The organism is Tsukamurella sp. PLM1, from assembly GCF_023168325.1.
Classification (GTDB): domain Bacteria; phylum Actinomycetota; class Actinomycetes; order Mycobacteriales; family Mycobacteriaceae; genus Tsukamurella.
Genome location: NZ_AP025688.1, coordinates 817489 through 832372, shown reverse-complemented (window position 1 = coordinate 832372; position 14884 = coordinate 817489). Strand labels below are relative to the sequence as shown.

At 71.9% G+C, this 14884-nt stretch carries 15 protein-coding genes, 1 tRNA gene and 2 pseudogenes; 4 read left to right on the top strand and 14 right to left on the bottom strand.

Translation table 11 applies throughout. From position 1 onward, the window contains the following. Positions 1–125 precede the first annotated feature (125 nt). Positions 126–1950, top strand: a pseudogene (locus tag MTP03_RS04440) (DUF4118 domain-containing protein). Continuing rightward, positions 1947–2621 (top strand): response regulator transcription factor, encoded by a 675-nt coding sequence (locus MTP03_RS04435; RefSeq protein WP_248490905.1) that lies wholly within the window; start codon positions 1947–1949, stop codon positions 2619–2621. Before MTP03_RS04440 ends, MTP03_RS04435 begins: the two are co-directional and overlap by 4 nt. Before the next feature lie 162 nt (positions 2622–2783). On the opposite strand, the gene MTP03_RS04430 is transcribed toward MTP03_RS04435, so the two are convergent. From MTP03_RS04430 to MTP03_RS04400, 8 genes are all read right to left on the bottom strand, one after another. Then, positions 2784–3545, bottom strand: coding sequence for a hypothetical protein (locus MTP03_RS04430; protein ID WP_248490904.1), 762 nt, complete (start codon positions 3543–3545; stop codon positions 2784–2786). Next, entirely contained in the window at positions 3524–3682 is a 159-nt protein-coding gene (locus MTP03_RS04425) for a hypothetical protein (protein ID WP_248490903.1), read from the bottom strand. The genes MTP03_RS04430 and MTP03_RS04425 overlap by 22 nt, the downstream gene beginning before the upstream one ends. A 304-nt stretch (positions 3683–3986) precedes the next feature. Next, the gene (locus MTP03_RS04420) at positions 3987–4988 is read right to left on the bottom strand and encodes an RNA polymerase subunit sigma-70 (RefSeq protein WP_248490902.1); all 1002 of its coding nucleotides are present in this window, start codon (positions 4986–4988) and stop codon (positions 3987–3989) included. A 1-nt stretch (position 4989) separates the two neighbouring features. After that, positions 4990–5148 carry a VOC family protein gene (locus MTP03_RS23365; RefSeq protein WP_371820886.1) on the bottom strand — a complete coding sequence of 53 codons (159 nt, stop codon included), beginning with the start codon at positions 5146–5148 and terminating at the stop codon, positions 4990–4992. After that, complete coding sequence (locus MTP03_RS23360) at positions 5145–5408, bottom strand: VOC family protein (RefSeq protein WP_371820885.1); 264 nt, start codon at positions 5406–5408, stop codon at positions 5145–5147. The genes MTP03_RS23365 and MTP03_RS23360 overlap by 4 nt, the downstream gene beginning before the upstream one ends. Positions 5409–5522: 114 nt before the next feature. Continuing rightward, the gene (locus tag MTP03_RS04410; protein ID WP_248490901.1) at positions 5523–6809 is read right to left on the bottom strand and encodes an aspartate aminotransferase family protein; all 1287 of its coding nucleotides are present in this window, start codon (positions 6807–6809) and stop codon (positions 5523–5525) included. Continuing rightward, positions 6806–7765 (bottom strand): phosphotransferase enzyme family protein, encoded by a 960-nt coding sequence (locus MTP03_RS04405; RefSeq protein WP_248490900.1) that lies wholly within the window; start codon positions 7763–7765, stop codon positions 6806–6808. Before MTP03_RS04405 ends, MTP03_RS04410 begins: the two co-directional genes overlap by 4 nt. Further along, entirely contained in the window at positions 7762–8193 is a 432-nt protein-coding gene (locus MTP03_RS04400; protein ID WP_248490899.1) for an Lrp/AsnC family transcriptional regulator, read from the bottom strand. The genes MTP03_RS04405 and MTP03_RS04400 overlap by 4 nt, the downstream gene beginning before the upstream one ends. A gap of 81 nt (positions 8194–8274) precedes the next feature. Here MTP03_RS04400 and MTP03_RS23355 point away from each other — a divergent pair, with 81 nt between their 5' ends. After that, the gene (locus MTP03_RS23355) at positions 8275–9276 is read left to right on the top strand and encodes an AzlC family ABC transporter permease (protein WP_371820884.1); all 1002 of its coding nucleotides are present in this window, start codon (positions 8275–8277) and stop codon (positions 9274–9276) included. A gap of 312 nt (positions 9277–9588) precedes the next feature. Here the strand turns inward: MTP03_RS23355 and MTP03_RS04385 are convergent, their stop codons facing one another. From MTP03_RS04385 to MTP03_RS04370, 4 genes and pseudogenes are all read right to left on the bottom strand, one after another. Beyond that, complete coding sequence (locus MTP03_RS04385) at positions 9589–10206, bottom strand: hypothetical protein (RefSeq protein ID WP_248490898.1); 618 nt, start codon at positions 10204–10206, stop codon at positions 9589–9591. A gap of 510 nt (positions 10207–10716) precedes the next feature. Further along, positions 10717–11496 (bottom strand): annotated as a pseudogene (locus MTP03_RS04380) (lysophospholipid acyltransferase family protein). Positions 11497–11584: 88 nt separating this feature from the next. Further along, a complete protein-coding gene (locus MTP03_RS04375; RefSeq protein ID WP_248490897.1) occupies positions 11585–12226 on the bottom strand; it encodes an NAD(P)-dependent oxidoreductase in 642 nt (213 codons plus the stop codon). After that, positions 12223–12603 (bottom strand): DoxX family protein, encoded by a 381-nt coding sequence (locus MTP03_RS04370; RefSeq protein WP_248490896.1) that lies wholly within the window; start codon positions 12601–12603, stop codon positions 12223–12225. The genes MTP03_RS04375 and MTP03_RS04370 overlap by 4 nt, the downstream gene beginning before the upstream one ends. Positions 12604–12755: 152 nt before the next feature. On the opposite strand from MTP03_RS04370, the gene MTP03_RS04365 reads away from it, so the two are divergent. Then, positions 12756–13085 (top strand): helix-turn-helix domain-containing protein, encoded by a 330-nt coding sequence (locus tag MTP03_RS04365; protein ID WP_248490895.1) that lies wholly within the window; start codon positions 12756–12758, stop codon positions 13083–13085. Between the two features lie 476 nt (positions 13086–13561). Here the strand turns inward: MTP03_RS04365 and MTP03_RS04360 are convergent. Both MTP03_RS04360 and glpR read right to left on the bottom strand, forming a co-directional pair. After that, a tRNA-Ala gene (locus MTP03_RS04360) sits at positions 13562–13634 on the bottom strand. Positions 13635–13678: 44 nt separating this feature from the next. Then, positions 13679–14818: a gephyrin-like molybdotransferase receptor GlpR gene (gene glpR / locus MTP03_RS04355; RefSeq protein ID WP_248490894.1), complete on the bottom strand. Its 1140-nt coding sequence runs from the start codon at positions 14816–14818 to the stop codon at positions 13679–13681. Positions 14819–14884: the final 66 nt, after the last annotated feature.

The following is a 14884-nucleotide window of genomic DNA, read 5'->3' as shown; positions in this document are numbered from 1 at the left end:
GCTGCGCGAGCTGGCCCTGGTGTGGCTGGCCGACCGCGTGGACGAGCGGCTCGAGCAGTACCGCACAGAGCAGGGCATCTCGGCGGCGTGGCCGACGCGCGAGCGCACCGTCGTGGCCCTGACCGGTGGGGTGGAGGGCGCGACGCTGCTGCGGCGCGGCGCCCGGATCGCGGCGAAGGGCGCGGGCGGGGAGCTGCGGGCCCTCTACGTGGCGCGCAGCGACGGCCTCTCGGGGCCTCCCCGCGTCGCTGGCGCAGCTGCGGCAGCTCACCGAATCGCTGGGCGGCACGTTCCAGGTGGTGACGGGCGACGACGTCGCCGCCGCGATCCTGCAGTACGCGACGTCGGTGAACGCCGCGCGGATCGTGCTCGGGCAGTCCCGGCACCGGCCGGTCGCGTCGCTCGTGCGGCGGTCGGTCTCGGACGCCGTGATCGACGGTTCCGACGAGATCGACGTGCACGTGGTCACCCACGAGCGGGCCGCTGGCGGCCGCGGGCGGCGGGGCCTGCCCCGGCTGGAGCGGTCGGACTCCGCGCTGCTGGGGCGGCGGCGCACGATCGCGGGCTGGACGCTCGCCGTCGCGGGCCCGGTGCTGCTGACGGCCGCGCTCGCGCACTCGCGGCAGTGGCACTCGCTGCCGACGGAGCTGATGCTGTTCCTGATGCTCACCGTGGCGGTGGCGCTGGTGGGCGGGCTGCGGCCCGCGGTGCCTGCGGCAGTCCTGGGCTCGGTGCTGCTCAACTACTTCTTCGCGCCACCGCTGTACACGTTCACGGTGGCGTCGGGCGAGAACGTGTTCGCGGTGGCGATGTTCGTGCTGACGGCGATCGCCGTCGCGTCGGTGGTCTCGCTCGCGGCCCGGCAGACGGCGCGCGCGGCGCGAGCCCGCGCCGAGGCGGACGTGCTCACCGGGCTGGCCGACACGCTACTGGCCGCCGACGACGAGCTCCCCGCCCTGCTCGACGAGGCCGTCTCCACCTTCGGGTTGCGCGGGGCGTCCCTGCTGCGGCGCGCGGGGCCCGACGGTGCCTGGGCCGTCGTCGCCGGCCGGGGCGCGTCGCCGCTCACTCCGGAGAACGGCACGGACGTGGCGCGGGTCGGCGACACCGTCGCCCTCGTGGTCGACGGCCCGCCGCTCTCGGCGTCCGAGCACGGCCTGCTGGTGGCGTTCGCGGCGCACGCCGCGGCTCGGCTGGATCGTGAAGAGCTGAGCGCCGCGGCCGGCGAGGCGCGGGCGCTGGCGGAGGGGAACCGGGCGCGCACGGCGTTACTCAGCGCGGTCTCGCACGATCTGCGGACGCCGCTCGCCGGGATCAAGGCCGCGGTGGGGTCGCTGCGCAGCGACGACGTGGAGTGGTCCGGCGAGGACGAGGCCGAGCTGCTCGCGACTATCGAGGAGAGCGCCGACCGGCTGGATTCGCTCGTGGGGAACCTGCTGGACATGTCGCGGCTGCAGTCCGATTCGCTGACGCTGCTCACCCGCGAGGTGGGGGTCGAGGAGGTGCTGCCCGCGATCTGGACCGCGCTCCCCGACGCCGACCTCGCGTTCGAGTTCGCCGACGGTGCGCCCACCGCGTGGGCCGATCCGGGTCTGCTGGAGCGGGTGCTGGCGAACCTCGTGGAGAACGCGGTGCGGCACTCGGGCGATTCGACGGTGACCGTGGGCGTGTCCGGCGTGCACACCCCGGACGGCGATCGCCTGCAGGTGCATGTGCGCGATCACGGGCGGGGTGCCGCAAGAGCAGCGCGACGCGATGTTCGCGCCGTTCCAGCGGATGGGCGATGCACCTGCCGGCACCGGCGTGGGGCTGGGGCTCGCGGTGGCGCGCGGGCTGACCGAGGCGATGGGCGGCACGCTCGCCGCGGAGGACACCCCGGGCGGCGGCCTGACCATGATCGTGGACCTGCCCGCGGCGCAGCCGGTGTCGAGTGATGAGGTGATCTCGTGACGTTCGTTCTGGTGGTCGACGACGAGCCGGCGATCCTGCGGACCCTGCGGATCAATCTCAAGGCCCGCGGGTACGAGGTGGAGACCGCGGCGGACGGCCGGTCGGCGCTGCAGATCGCGCGGGAGCGCACTCCCGACGTGGTGGTGCTGGACCTGGGCCTGCCCGACCTGGACGGCACGGCCGTGCTGGCCCGGCTGCGCGAGTTCTGTACCGCGCCGGTGATCGTGCTCTCGGCACGGCACGGCAGCGACGACAAGGTGGAGTCGCTGGACATCGGCGCCGACGACTACGTGACCAAGCCGTTCGCGATGGACGAGTTCCTGGCCCGGGTGCGGGCGCAGGTGCGGCGGACGGGGCTCGTGGACGCGCCGGCGCCCGTGCGGACCGACGCGTTCGAGGTGAACTTCGAGGCGCGCACCGTCGTCCGGGACGGCGCGCCCGTGCGCCTCACCCCGACCGAGTGGAAGATCGTGGACGTGCTGGTCCGCAATGCCGACCGCCTGGTCTCGCAGCAGACCCTGTTGCACGAGGTGTGGGGGCCGTCGTACTCGCGGGAGACCAACTACCTGCGGGTGTACCTGGCGCAGCTGCGCCGCAAGCTGGAGCCGGACCCGTCGAATCCGCGGTACTTCGTGACCGAGCCCGGGATGGGCTACCGCTTCATCCCGTAGGGCGGTCCGGGGCGGGCATGGGCGTGGGCGTGGGGAGCCGGTACGGGAGCACGCCGTACCGCCCGCCGTGTTCGACGGTGCCTCTGCCGGAGCGCCCTCGGATCGTGTCCGGATCGGACAGGGCGACGGACAGCAGGTCGAACGCGGTGGCCCGCGCCGCGCTCAGCTCCGCCTCGGCGCGGGCGATGGCGTCGGTGCGGCCGGCGCCCCGAGCCGCGCGGTTGACGGCGTCGCCCAGCTCCCCCACGAGGGGTTCCAGTTCTCGGAACGCCGCGGTGAAGGCGTGCGCGGCGACCGCTCCCGCGGTCCGCTCGAAGCCGAAGACGACGGCCGGTGCGGGGCCAGCCGCTCGGCCCACGCCCGCTCCGACAGCGTGACCCACGCGGCGACCTCGGGCCGCTCCCGCAGTAGCGCCGCGATCTGCGGGAGGCGGGACGCCCAGCCGGTGCCGATGAGGTGCCCCGTGATCACGACGTGCAGATCGCACAGCATGTCCCGCAACGGGATCGGCTCCGGCGAGGTGCGAACCGGATCGCCGAGCGGATCCTCGACGCCGGCGTCGATGAAGAACTCCGCCGGCGGCCACGCGTCGTCCGCGCGCTCCCCCTCGCAGCAGGAGGCGTGCAGGATCCGGTTCCGGTCGTCGCGCTCGGGTCGGCCGTCGAGACAGAAGCAGTCGTCGACGACCGCGGCCGCGTCCTCGGCTTCCCGCCCGCACGGCCAGACGGGGCCGCGGCCCGGATCGACGCGCGGCGCGAGCACCGCGCGCACCGCGTCCGCGGGCTCCGGCATCCACCACGGGGCGCCGAAGAGCAGCCGCGTTGTGCTGCCGTACCGCCGACGCAGCGTGCGCTCGGAGACCCGCTGCTGGCCGGGTAGCAGGACGCGCGCTGCGATCGCAGTCAGGGTGACCCGGTCCAGCACCGGGCCGCCACCCGCTCACCGCCCGTCCGATCGGCGCCCGCGCCCCCTGTCGAGTCGACGGCCGTCCACTCCCCGTCGAGCAGCGTCAGCGCGACGCGGACCGCCGCCGCGTGCAGCGCCCGATCGCGGATCGGCATCTTCCGTTCCTGGAAATTGTGCATGGCTCCCCGAAGTCCACGAACTCCGTTCGAGAGTACGACGGCGAGGGCCCGCTCGCGGACGAACGGTCCACCCGCCGCGCCGGAGACCGCGATGGCCGCCGGGTGGCGACTCCGCCACCTGTTCGATCCGCCGGCACTCGGATTCTGGCCGGTCCGGACTCGCTGTCCGCAGCGGTCAGAATCCGAGCGTCGCGCAAACGTCGTGTTACGTCGCTAGACATCACAGTCGCGCAAACGTCGAGGTGTCGGGTGCGCGCCATCGGGACGCCGCTCGTCGCGGCTATCGAGGGTCCGCGGGCCCCAACGACGCGGGCAGACCCGCCAGCGCGAAGAGTTCCGCGGGATCGAGGAACGCGGAGACGTGGGTGAGGGCGCCGTCGGTGAACGTCAGCACGTCCAGTTGGAAGGGCAACCACACGTCGCCCGCCCCGGCCTGCGAGCGCAGGTACATCGCTGCTGCGGGCAGGCCGTTGCACACGGTCGGGATCATCCGCAGATCGCCGGCGACCTGCGCGGGGCACTGTGTCCGCGACAGCATCCCGATCTCCTCGGCACCCCGGTACCAGCCCGGGATGGGCGGCATCTCCCAGGTGGCGTCGGCGGCGAGAACGCGCACCACGCCGTCGATGTCGTGCCGCTCGAACGCGGCGCAGAACTCGGCCCAGACCTCCCGCTCGTGGTCGTCGAGCTCGGCAGCGCGCCGGCCGTCACGGGCGGCACCGTCGCCGATGGAGGCCCGCGCACGCTGCAGCGCGCTGTTGGCGGAGGCCACCGAGGTCTCGAGCGCGGCGGCGGTCTCCGCGGCCGAGAACTCGAGGACGTCGCGCAGGATCAGCGCGGCCCGCTGCTTGGCCGGGAGCACCTGCAGCGCGGCGACCATCGCGAGCCCGATGCCCTCGCGGGCCACCGCGGCCTCCCCCGGATCGCCGAGCGCCCGGTCCGGCAGGGGCTGCAGCCACAGCACCTCGGTCGACGGTGCCACCGGCTCCAGCGGATTCGCCGGCTCGCCCCCGAGCCCGACGGGGAGCACCCGCCGGGACCGGGAAGCGGAGATGCACACGTTGGTGGCGATCGTGTACATCCAGGTCCGCACCGACGACCGGCCCTCGAAGCGGTGGAACGCCTTCCACGCGCGGAGATACGTCTCCTGCAGCAGGTCCTCGGCGTCGGACGCCGAGCCGCTCATCCGGTAGCAGTGCGCGAGCAGCTCGGCGCGCAGCGGCGCGGTGACCTCGTCGAAGCCGGCGTCGGGACCGGCGGGGCCGGTGGCGGTAGCGGTCACATCAGTCCTCGGCGCCCTCGGGCCCGCCCGCGGCGGCGGCCGGGTCCATCCACATGATCTCCCAGGTGTGGCCGTCGGGATCGTCGAAGGCGCGCCCGTACATGAAGCCGTGATCCTCGGAGCGGCCCTCCTTGCCGCCGGCGGCGACGGCCCGGTTCACGACCTCGTCGACCTCCTCGCGGCTCTCCGCGCTGAGCGCGACGAGCACCTCCTTGGTCCCGGCTCCGCCGTGGTGGCCTCATGGAAGGTGCCGAAGAAATCGCGCTTGAGCAGCATCGCGGCGATGTTCTCGCCCAGCTCCACCGAGATCGCGTTCTCGTCGCTGAAGTTCTCGTTGATGGTGTAGCCCACGGCGGTGAAGAAGTCGCGCGAACGCTGGACGTCGGCGATGGGCAGGTTCACGAAGATCATCTTGTGCATGGCGTCGCTCCTTGGGTCTGCGGCATCCGCTCTCGAATACCGTCACATGTGTAGACGGGCGGCGATCGCGGAACTCATCGGTCCGCACGGATATATTTTCAGGCGGCCGATGAACTACCCCTGCAGAGCCGAGTCGAGGATCTCCAGCCCCTCGTCGATCTCGGCGTCGGTGGCGGTGAGCGGCGGCGCGATCCGGAAGATCGAGCCCATCCCCGGCAGCTGCACCACGTTCATGTGCAGACCCCGCTCGTAGCAGCGCTGCGTCACCAGCCTGCCGAGCTCGTTCGCGGGCTCCCTCGTCTCCCGGTCCACGACCAGCTCGATGCCCTGCATGAGGCCGCGGCCGCGCACGTCGCCGATCGCCTCGTGCCGGGCGGCCAACTCGTCCAGCCCGGCCCGCAGCCGCGCGCCGCGCGCGGCGACCTCCCGCGCGACGCCGGGGCCGGCACCGTCGCCCAGGACATCCAGCACCGTCGTCGCGACCGCCGCAACCATCGGGTCGCTGACGTGCGTGGTGAAGAACAGGTAGCCCCGCTCGTGGCACACCCGCTCGATCTCGGCCGACGTCACCACCGCCGCGATCGGCAGGCCCGCGCCCAGGGTCTTGGACAGCGTGAGGATGTCGGGGACGATGCCGTCGCGCTCGAAGGCGTAGGCGGCGCCGGTGCGCCACAGCCCCGTCTGCGCCTCGTCGACGATGAGCAGCATCCCCCGCTCCTCGCACTTGCGCTTCAGCGCCGCGAGGTACCCGACGGGCACGTCGATGATCCCGCCGGAGCTCAGGATCGGCTCCACGAGGCAGGCCGCGAGCGAACCGGTGGACTGCGCGTCGATCAGCTCGAAGCCGAAGTTCAATTCGGCCTGCCAGTCGTACTTCCCCTCCGGGGAGACGAACCGCGAGCGGTAGGCGTTGGGCGTCGGCAGCGCGAAGTTGCCGGGCGTCGTCGGCCCGTAGCCCCTGTGCCCCGACGAGTACGTCGCCGCCGCGGCACCCGCGGTCATGCCGTGCCAGGACTTCGAGAAGCTGACGACCTCGTGCTTGCCGGTGTAGAGCTTCGCCATCCGCAGCGCGGCCTCGTTGGACTCGGCACCGGTGGTCAGCTGCAGTACGTGACTCAACGGCTCCGGCAGGGTGGCCGCGAGCCGCTCCGCGAGGGTCACCACCTGTGGCGAGAGCATCCCCGAGAAGAGGTGGTCGAGCGTCGCGATCTCCCGCCGCACGGTCTCCACGATCGCCGGATGGCTGTGCCCCAGAATGGCGCTCATCTGGCCGGAGGTGAAGTCGAGCCAGCGCCGCTCGCCGCTGTACACGTACGTTCCCGCGGCGCGGTCGATGGGCAGGGGCGCGAAGGTGCCGCCGTAGCGCACGACGTGCGCGGCGACCGATTCCGAGAAGCTCACGCGCTCGAGAGTAGCCGCCCGGCGAGGTACGCCTGCGCCAGTTCGACGGTGCCGTCGGCGAATCCGGGATCCGCCTCCAGCGCATGCCCATGCGTGCCGAGCCAGCCGAGCAGCTGCAGGCGCCGCAGCAGCACGAAATCGGGCAGGAGCGCGACGTGTGCGTCGGGCAGGTCGCGGCGCCGACGGTACGCCGCGGTCCACGCCGCGGCCCACTCCGGCAGGCGCGGATCCGTCTCCACGAACGACGCCGCCGCCGCGAATTCGAAGAGGTACCAGCCGAACCCGGAGTCGTCGAAGTCGATCACGGTGAACCCGCTGGCGGAGGCCTCCGGATCCGGGCCCCGATCGGCGAGGAGGTTCGCGGCCCGGAGATCGCCGTGGATCAGGCCGAACCTGTCCGGCGCGCGGCCGAATCCGGCGATCCGCTCGGCCACGCGCGCGGCCGCCGGCGCGATGGCCCGACGGTGCGCCACCCCCACCGCGAGCCCGTCCCGCCAGGAACCCCACCGCGGGCGGGCCCCGATCGTGGCGCCGACATCCCACGTGAACCGGGTGAATCCGGCCGGGCGGGACCAGGTCTCGGCGTGATCGTGGAAGGTCGCGGCGATGTCGCCGAGCGCGGCGAAGTGCCCGGAGTCGAGGGAACCGTCGGGCACCGGGCCGCCGGGGAGCTCCGCGAACAGCACCGCGCGGCGTCCCGTCGGCGGGTCGACGAGGACCGCGCTCAGCGGCTCCACGACGGGCACCGCCGTATCGCGGCGCAGGGCGGAGATCCACGCCAGCTCGGAGGCGATCGCCGCATCGCCGACGTATCCGGGCCGGTGCAACCGCAGTACCGCCGGCCGCGGCCCGCCGCGCACCCGGAAGGTGGCGTTCTCACTGACCAGGAGCGGCTCGACGGTCGCGCCCGGGAGGGCACCGTCGACGACGCGCTGCGCGACCTCCAGATCGCTCACTTGACCACCTTCATCGTCATCCGGGAGTCCACGCGGACGATGGCCGGGTCGCCCATGAGATTGGTGGTGACCCAGCGCTCGTAGGTCGCGAGGTCTGCGACGCGCACACGGATCAGGTAGTCGGGCAGCCCGAACATGCGGCGCACCTCGATGACCTCGTCGAAGGAGGCGATCCGCGCCTCGAACGCCTCCACCGACGCGCGGTCGTTGGCGCCGAGGTCGGCGTTGATCACCACTTCGAAGCCGCGGCCCAGCGCCGCCTGGTCGAGGACGGCCGTGTAGCCGGTGATCACGCCGTCGGCTTCGAGCCGGCGGACACGGCGCAGGCACGGGGCGGGCGTGAGGCCCACACGCTGCGCCAGCTCCTGGTTGGTGAGGCGCCCGTCGCGCACCAGCTCGTCGATGATTGCTCGATCCAGCGAATCCACATCTGAGATATTGCCACAGACCCCGCCAAGCTAATCACTCTCGCAAGCACATTGCGCATCATCCGAAATAGAATTGTTTGCATGAAAGTTCCGTCGCAGGTGACAGTCGTGTGGCTCGGGCTGTTCGTCCTCGGCATCGGGCTGGGCGTGGTCGTGACGGGCGCGGGGTTGCCGTGGTGGCTGGCGCCGGTGCTGTCGATGGCGGTGTACGCCGGGTCGGTCGAGTTCCTGCTGGCCGGCATGCTGGCGGCCGCGATGCCGCTGGCCGCGATCGCGGCGACCACCTTCCTGGTGAACTCGCGGCACCTGTTCTACGGGCTGACGTTCCCGCTGGACCGCGTGCGCGGGCGGATCGCGAAGTGCTACAGCGTGTACGCGCTCACCGACGAGGCGTACGCGCTGGTGAGTACGGCACCGTCGGCCACCATGACGGGACGGCGGATCCTGGCGACGCAGGTGGGTCTGCACGTCTCGTGGGTCGCGGGGTCGCTGGTGGGTGGCCTCGCCGGCGGGGCGTTCCTGCGCCACGTTCCGGGCGTCGACTTCGTGCTCACCGCGCTGTTCGTGGTGCTGGCGATGGACGCGTACCGCGAACGGCCCGACCGGATCACAGTGGCGCTGGCGCTGGGTGCGGCGGCGTTAGCCCTGGTCGTCGCGCCGAGCGCGATGCTGCTGGTGGCGATGGGGGCGTTCGCGGGCCTGCTTTGGCGCGGCACGTCCGGGGCCGCACGCGGTCCGAGCGGAAGGAGCCCGCGCATGCCTAGCGTCGGATACCTGCTGGCGGGCGTCGCGGTGGCGGCCGCGATCACCTTCGCGCTCCGACTCGCGCCGTTCGGATTGGCGACGGTGCTGCGCGACTCGCCGTTGCTCGCCGACCTCGGGCGGTGGATGCCCGCCGGCGCCGTGACCGTGCTCGCCGCGTACTGCATCGCGCAGGTCGACTTCGGGGCCCCGGCCCACGGGATCCCGCAGCTCGCGGGCGTCGCCGCCACGGCGGTCGCACACCTGTGGCGGCGCAACGCCGTGGTGAGCATCGTCGCCGGGACCGCCGTGTGCGTGGCGCTGAGCTACGCGCTGGGCTGAGTCGCGCCGGCCTGCGACCGCGGCCGGCGGCGGCTGTAGTCGGCAGCGGCTGCAATCCTCGGCGTTCGTCACCCGCGCCGCACCGAAAAGCGGCTCCGGCGTCCGCTCCCCCACCGCACACCGTTCCAGCGGCAGGGGCTCGACCGACCCCCACGCGGCGCCGACTCCCCCACCAGACGCCGGCTCTCCCCACCCCAACGCCGACTCCCCCACCGCACGCCCGGGCACCGTCGGCCGGGAAGACGACGAGGCCCGTTCCGCCGGTGAGCGGAACGGGCCTCGGATCGCGGTGCGCGGGAAGCGCGGTGCGGGCTACGGGGTGAGCGGGGCCACCTGGCCGCCGGAGATGCGACGGTACGCGTTGACCACCAGCAGCGCGGCGACCGGCGCCGCGACCAGCAGGCCGACGCCGCACAGGCAGGCGCCGACGAAGCTGATCAGAGCCGCGATGATGTACACCAGGATCGAGTTGCCGAAGTCCTTCTGGATCAGCGCGAAGCCCTCCTTGATGCCATCGACGGCGGGCAGGCCGCGGTCGACGATCACGGGCACCGCGAACATCACCAGGAAGCCGATCACGATGCTCAGGATGCCGCCGAGGATGGGGATCAGTGACAGCACGGACGAGACGACGGCGATGATCACGCCGGCGAGCACGACCTGGCCCAGGTTGCGCGGCTTGAAGAACGAGCCGATCTCCACCGGCTTGCCGTCGGCGATGTCGAGCAGGCCGCTGAAGAACGACGCCTGCACGACGGCGAACAGGATCTGCAGGACCAGCTGGACGAGCGCGAAACCGAGCATGGCGCTGAACCCGGTCGCGGACACCATGAAGCTGCCGTCCACGGACGAGGACGTTCCCAGGACCGAGAGCACCAGGAAGTACGCGGCACCGCCGATGATCGACAGGGCGAGGCCGTAGACGAGCACCGCGACGATGAGCGGAACGGCGTTCTTGGTGAACTTGTTCCACGCCCACGAGAAGGCGTCACCGAGGTTGAACGGCTGCTGGCCGCCGAACGGCGCGCCGAAACCGCCGCCGGGCGGGGCGGGAAACCGCCCTGCGGGGGCGGCGGAAACCCGCCCTGGCCGTAGTCGCCACCCTGCGGCGGCGGGAAGCCCTGCCCGCCGGGGTAGCCACCGTCACCCTGCGGGGGCGGCGGGAAGCCCTGCCCACCCTGCGAAGGCGGAGGGAAGCCCTGCCCACCCTGCGGGGGCGGCGGGAAGCCGCCCTGGGGCGGGGGCGAGAAGCCCTGCTGCCCCTGCGGCGGGAAGCCGCCCTGCGGGAATCCCCCTGTTGCGGATCCTGCGGGTTCTCCGGGTAGCCGCCCTGGTTCCCACCAGGGTAGTTCGGCGGCTGCGTCATGGTCTCCTCCAGTCGCTGACGAACGATCCTGGCAAACCTACCAATCGCAGGTGGGACGCACCACAGAAGCCGGGTCAGCGGCCCCCGTCGCCCTCGATGTCCCGCGCGGCCGCGCGCTTGGCCCGGCGCGCGGCGAACTCCTCTTCCTCGAGCCGGTGCGCCTCGTCGGGCGGGGCGCGCCGCCGCCGAGCCGGGCGGGGACCCACGCCTCGCCCGCGGGTGCGGGGAAACCGTCCTGCGCGCGGTCGAGCTGGTCCTGCATGGCGGACCGCAGGCGGTCCGTGAGGGCGTGGGGGTCGGCACCGTCGGGCTGCAGGGGCGAGCCGACCTGCACGACCACGGGGAACCGGTGCCGGCCGATGCGCCGCTCGGTTCCCTTGGACCAGATGCGCTGCGTGCCCCAGACGATGACGGGCACGATCGGCACGCCCGCCTCGATGGACATGCGGGCCGCGCCGGACTTGAACTCCTTGAGCTCGAAGCTGCGGCTGATGGTGGCCTCGGGGTAGACGATCACGGCCTCGCCGGACTCGAGCGCGGCGACGGCCTCGTGGTAGCTCTCGGCGCCGTGCTCGCGGTCGACGCCGATGGCGCCGCAGTGCTTGATCAGGAAGGCCATGATCTTGATCTTCTTGAGCTCGGCCTTGAGCATGTAGCGGCCAGCGGCCGGCGCGCTTGACCGCGAGGCCTGCCTCGAGGAAATCGACGTAGCTGGTGTGGTTGACCGCGATCAACACCCCACCGGTGGACGGGATGTTCTCCAGTCCACGGTATTCCACCTTCAACCCCTGCGCGCCGATGATGCTCTTCGCCAGCACCAGGACCACCTGGTAGACGGGTTCGCGCCGCGCCATCACACCCTCCGGCTGATTTCTCGACCGGGGCCAGGATACGACGGCGCGGCGCGGGCCGCGTGTTCTTTCCGCGCGGGTCACTCGCGGGTCAGTACGCGACCGAGAACCGCTCGCGGTGATGCGCGGGGGTGACGATCTCGTCGACGAACGCCCGCGCGTAGTCGACACCCGAGATCTCCGAGTTCCCGTCGGCGTCGGTGAGCAGCAGATCTCCGCTCACGCGGTAGGTCCCGCGCTTCTCGCCCGGGTTGAACGAGCCGTACGCGGCGGCGGGGCTCAGGTAGAACCAGTCCACATCGTCGACGGTGCGCAGGTAGTCGAGAGCACGGTCGTGCTCCTGCGCGATCGGCTTGACCTCGGCGGGAAACGACGGGGTGTCGACCAGCTTGGGGCCGCCCTCGGCGACGAGCAGGCTGCCCGCGCCGCCCACGACGCCCAGCCGCGCGCCCACGGCGCGTGCCCCGGCCACGAGGGCCTCCAGTCCGGTGCGCAGCTCCACGCCCTCGCCCGACGGTGCCGCGGTCGGCAGGGCCGAGACGATCACGTCGGCACCGTCGACGGCCTGCGCCACGAAGGAGGGGTCCGTGACGTCGCCGGAGAGGGCCTTCGCGCCCGACGGGACCTTGGCGGCGTCGCGGGCGACGCCGACGGTCTCGACGTCGCGGGCGAGCAGGTCGGAGACGATGTTGCCGCCCGAGTAACCGGACGCGCCGAAGACGACGACACTCATGCGCGCACCTTCGATCGCCCCTTGAACAGGTGGGTATCGGCCGCGAGCGGGCCGTGCGAGGCGATACCCACCGCGATGAATCCGGCGATCAGGGCCAAGGGCAACTCGTAGCCGCCGCCCGCGGCGAAGAAGCCGTTGCCCCAGTGCACGAAGATGATCGCGCCGATCATGTCGATGATGCCGAGCACCGCGACCAGCGGCACCGCGAGACCGATGATCAGTGCCGCACCGCCGACGAGTTCGACGAGGCCGGCGAACCAGGCCGACAGGGTGGGCAGCGGGACGTCCATCTTCTCGAAGCCGGCGGCGACGTTGTCGATGCCGTTGGTGACGAACTTCTGCCAGCCGTGGGCGAAGAAGATGACGCCGAGGATCACCCGGGCGATCGTGGAGGCGAGGCCTCGGCCCGCTCGAGCTGTGCGGTCATGCGGACCACTCCATTCTATTGTTGAAGCTTCAAGCGTGCGTTACCATAGAAGCACACACGAAAAGTAAGCGCAATACTTCCGTACGTGTAAGGTTAGAAACCATGCCCGAGTTCGACGTCTTCGCCAAGAACTGCCCCTCCCGCGACGTGTTCGCTCACGTCACCGGGCGATGGGGCGCACTGGTGTTGGGCCGGCTCACCGTCGAGCCGCAGAGGTTCGGCGAGATCCGGCGGCAGGTGGAGGGGATCAGCGATCGGATGCTGACCCAGACCCTGCGGACGCTCGTCGACGACGGCCTGGTCAGCAGGTACTCCGCGGGAACCAATCCGCCGCACACCGAGTACCGGCTCACCGCGGCGGGCGTCGGCATCGCCGCCGCGGTGCTGAACCTGGCCGAGGCCGTCGAGGCGGCGCTGGCCGGGACGGCGTGATTAGGGGCGCGAGTTAGGCGTTCGGGCCGGTGACGTAGGCGCGCAGGGCCGAGTCGTCGGATTCCAGACGGTCCGCGATCTCCCCGCCGTCGCACCGCATCAGGGCGACGGTGACCGCATCCCCGGTCCGGCGCAGCAGCGCCCGGTGCCGCCGGAGTCCTCCCAGTGCTGCAGTTGTTCGAGCGGGGTCACGCTCGCATCGTATGCCCGCGGCTCGCCGCCTCCGACCGGTCCTGCCGTGCGATCGGCAGTGAGTGGCGTTGTCGGCGGTGCTTCTGCCGAGGGCGGCGGTGTTCCGGGCGAGACACTCGGATTCCGTCCACGGCGGACACGCGGTCCGGGCCGGACAGAATCCGAGTGTCGCGCGGACGCGCACATGCCAGGAACAGGCGCGCCGCCGCCGGGTCGATGCGCCCGATGTGGCGGCCCACGCGAAGGCCCCTCCCGAGGGAGGGGGCCTTCCGGTGTTCCTTCTGTGGAGCTAAGGGGAATCGAACCCCTGACCTCCTCGATGCGAACGAGGCGCGCTACCAACTGCGCTATAGCCCCTCGGGCGGAACTCGAATACCTTAGCAAGGTCCGCCCGGAAACTGTTAACCGACCTTGCGCTCGAGCGATTCTCGCACTTCAGAGCTGTTTCGGAGGAAGTCGAACTCCGCGGCGCGGTAGCGCGGCAGGTGGTCGAAAGCGGGATCCTCGTCGTCGATCTCCATGACCACGCAGCCGCCGCGGCGCATGTGGGCGGGGATGCCGTCGCGCACCTCGGCCTCGCGCTCGCGCTCACGGCGGGCGCGCTCGAGGCGGGCCATCCGCCGGCGACGGATCTCGGACTCGATGCGCACCGTCCGGCGGAGGTAGGTGAGGTACACGACCAGCGCGACCACCACGGCCCCCAGCCCGTACCAGGCGAACGGCACGTCCATCAGGCCCGCGCCCAGCGCGACCACGGCGAGCACACCCAGCAGCAGCGTCACGCGCTGGCGGAAACGGAAGCGCGCCTCGGACAGGCGGGCGTCGTTCTCGGGGTCGAAGCCGCCGCGCCGGCTACGCGGCACATCGTCGTCGTAATCCGCGTACTCCACCTCGGACCGGACGACGGGGTCGACCTCCTCAGTCAACTGCTCATCCGCCGGGATCTCGTCGTCGACGGCGCCGAGATCCTCCGCGACCTCGGGCTCGGCCTCAGCCTCAGCGAACTCGACCTCGGGAGCGGGCTCATCCGCCTCGACCTCGGGCTCAGGCTCCGGCGCGGACGTGCGCGCAATGACCGGAGCGGGCTCGGGAGTGGGCCGGGTGACGTCGGCGCGGCGCACCGTCGTGATCGGGGTGGTGTCGCCGTCCATCGGGCTGGACACGGGCAACTCGTCGACATCGGAATCGACGAAGGCGTGCGCCTCGGCATCGAAGTCGTCCGCCTCGGCCACTGCACCGTCCGCATCGGCGCGCACCTCGCGACCGGAGAACAGCACCTCGTCGCCCTCGGGCAGCTCGTCGACGTCCAGCTCGTTGATCTCGTCCAGATCGTCCGACTCGGCGACGCCGGCGGCCGGCCCCGTCGGGCGGAGCTTGCGGCGCAGGGCGAGCTTGGCCGAGCCACCGCGGTGCAGCAGGCGGGTCTTCAGAGTCGCATCGGACACCTGGTTCACCTTGGGATGCCGCGCGGCGAGCATCGGAACGAGCACCACCAGCCACGCGACGATCAGCCCCACCCAGAGCAGTGTCTGCGGGATCATGTCGGCTCCCTCCGGAAATCGAGGACACGGATCACATCCGTGTAAGTCGCCTAGAAGGCTATTTCA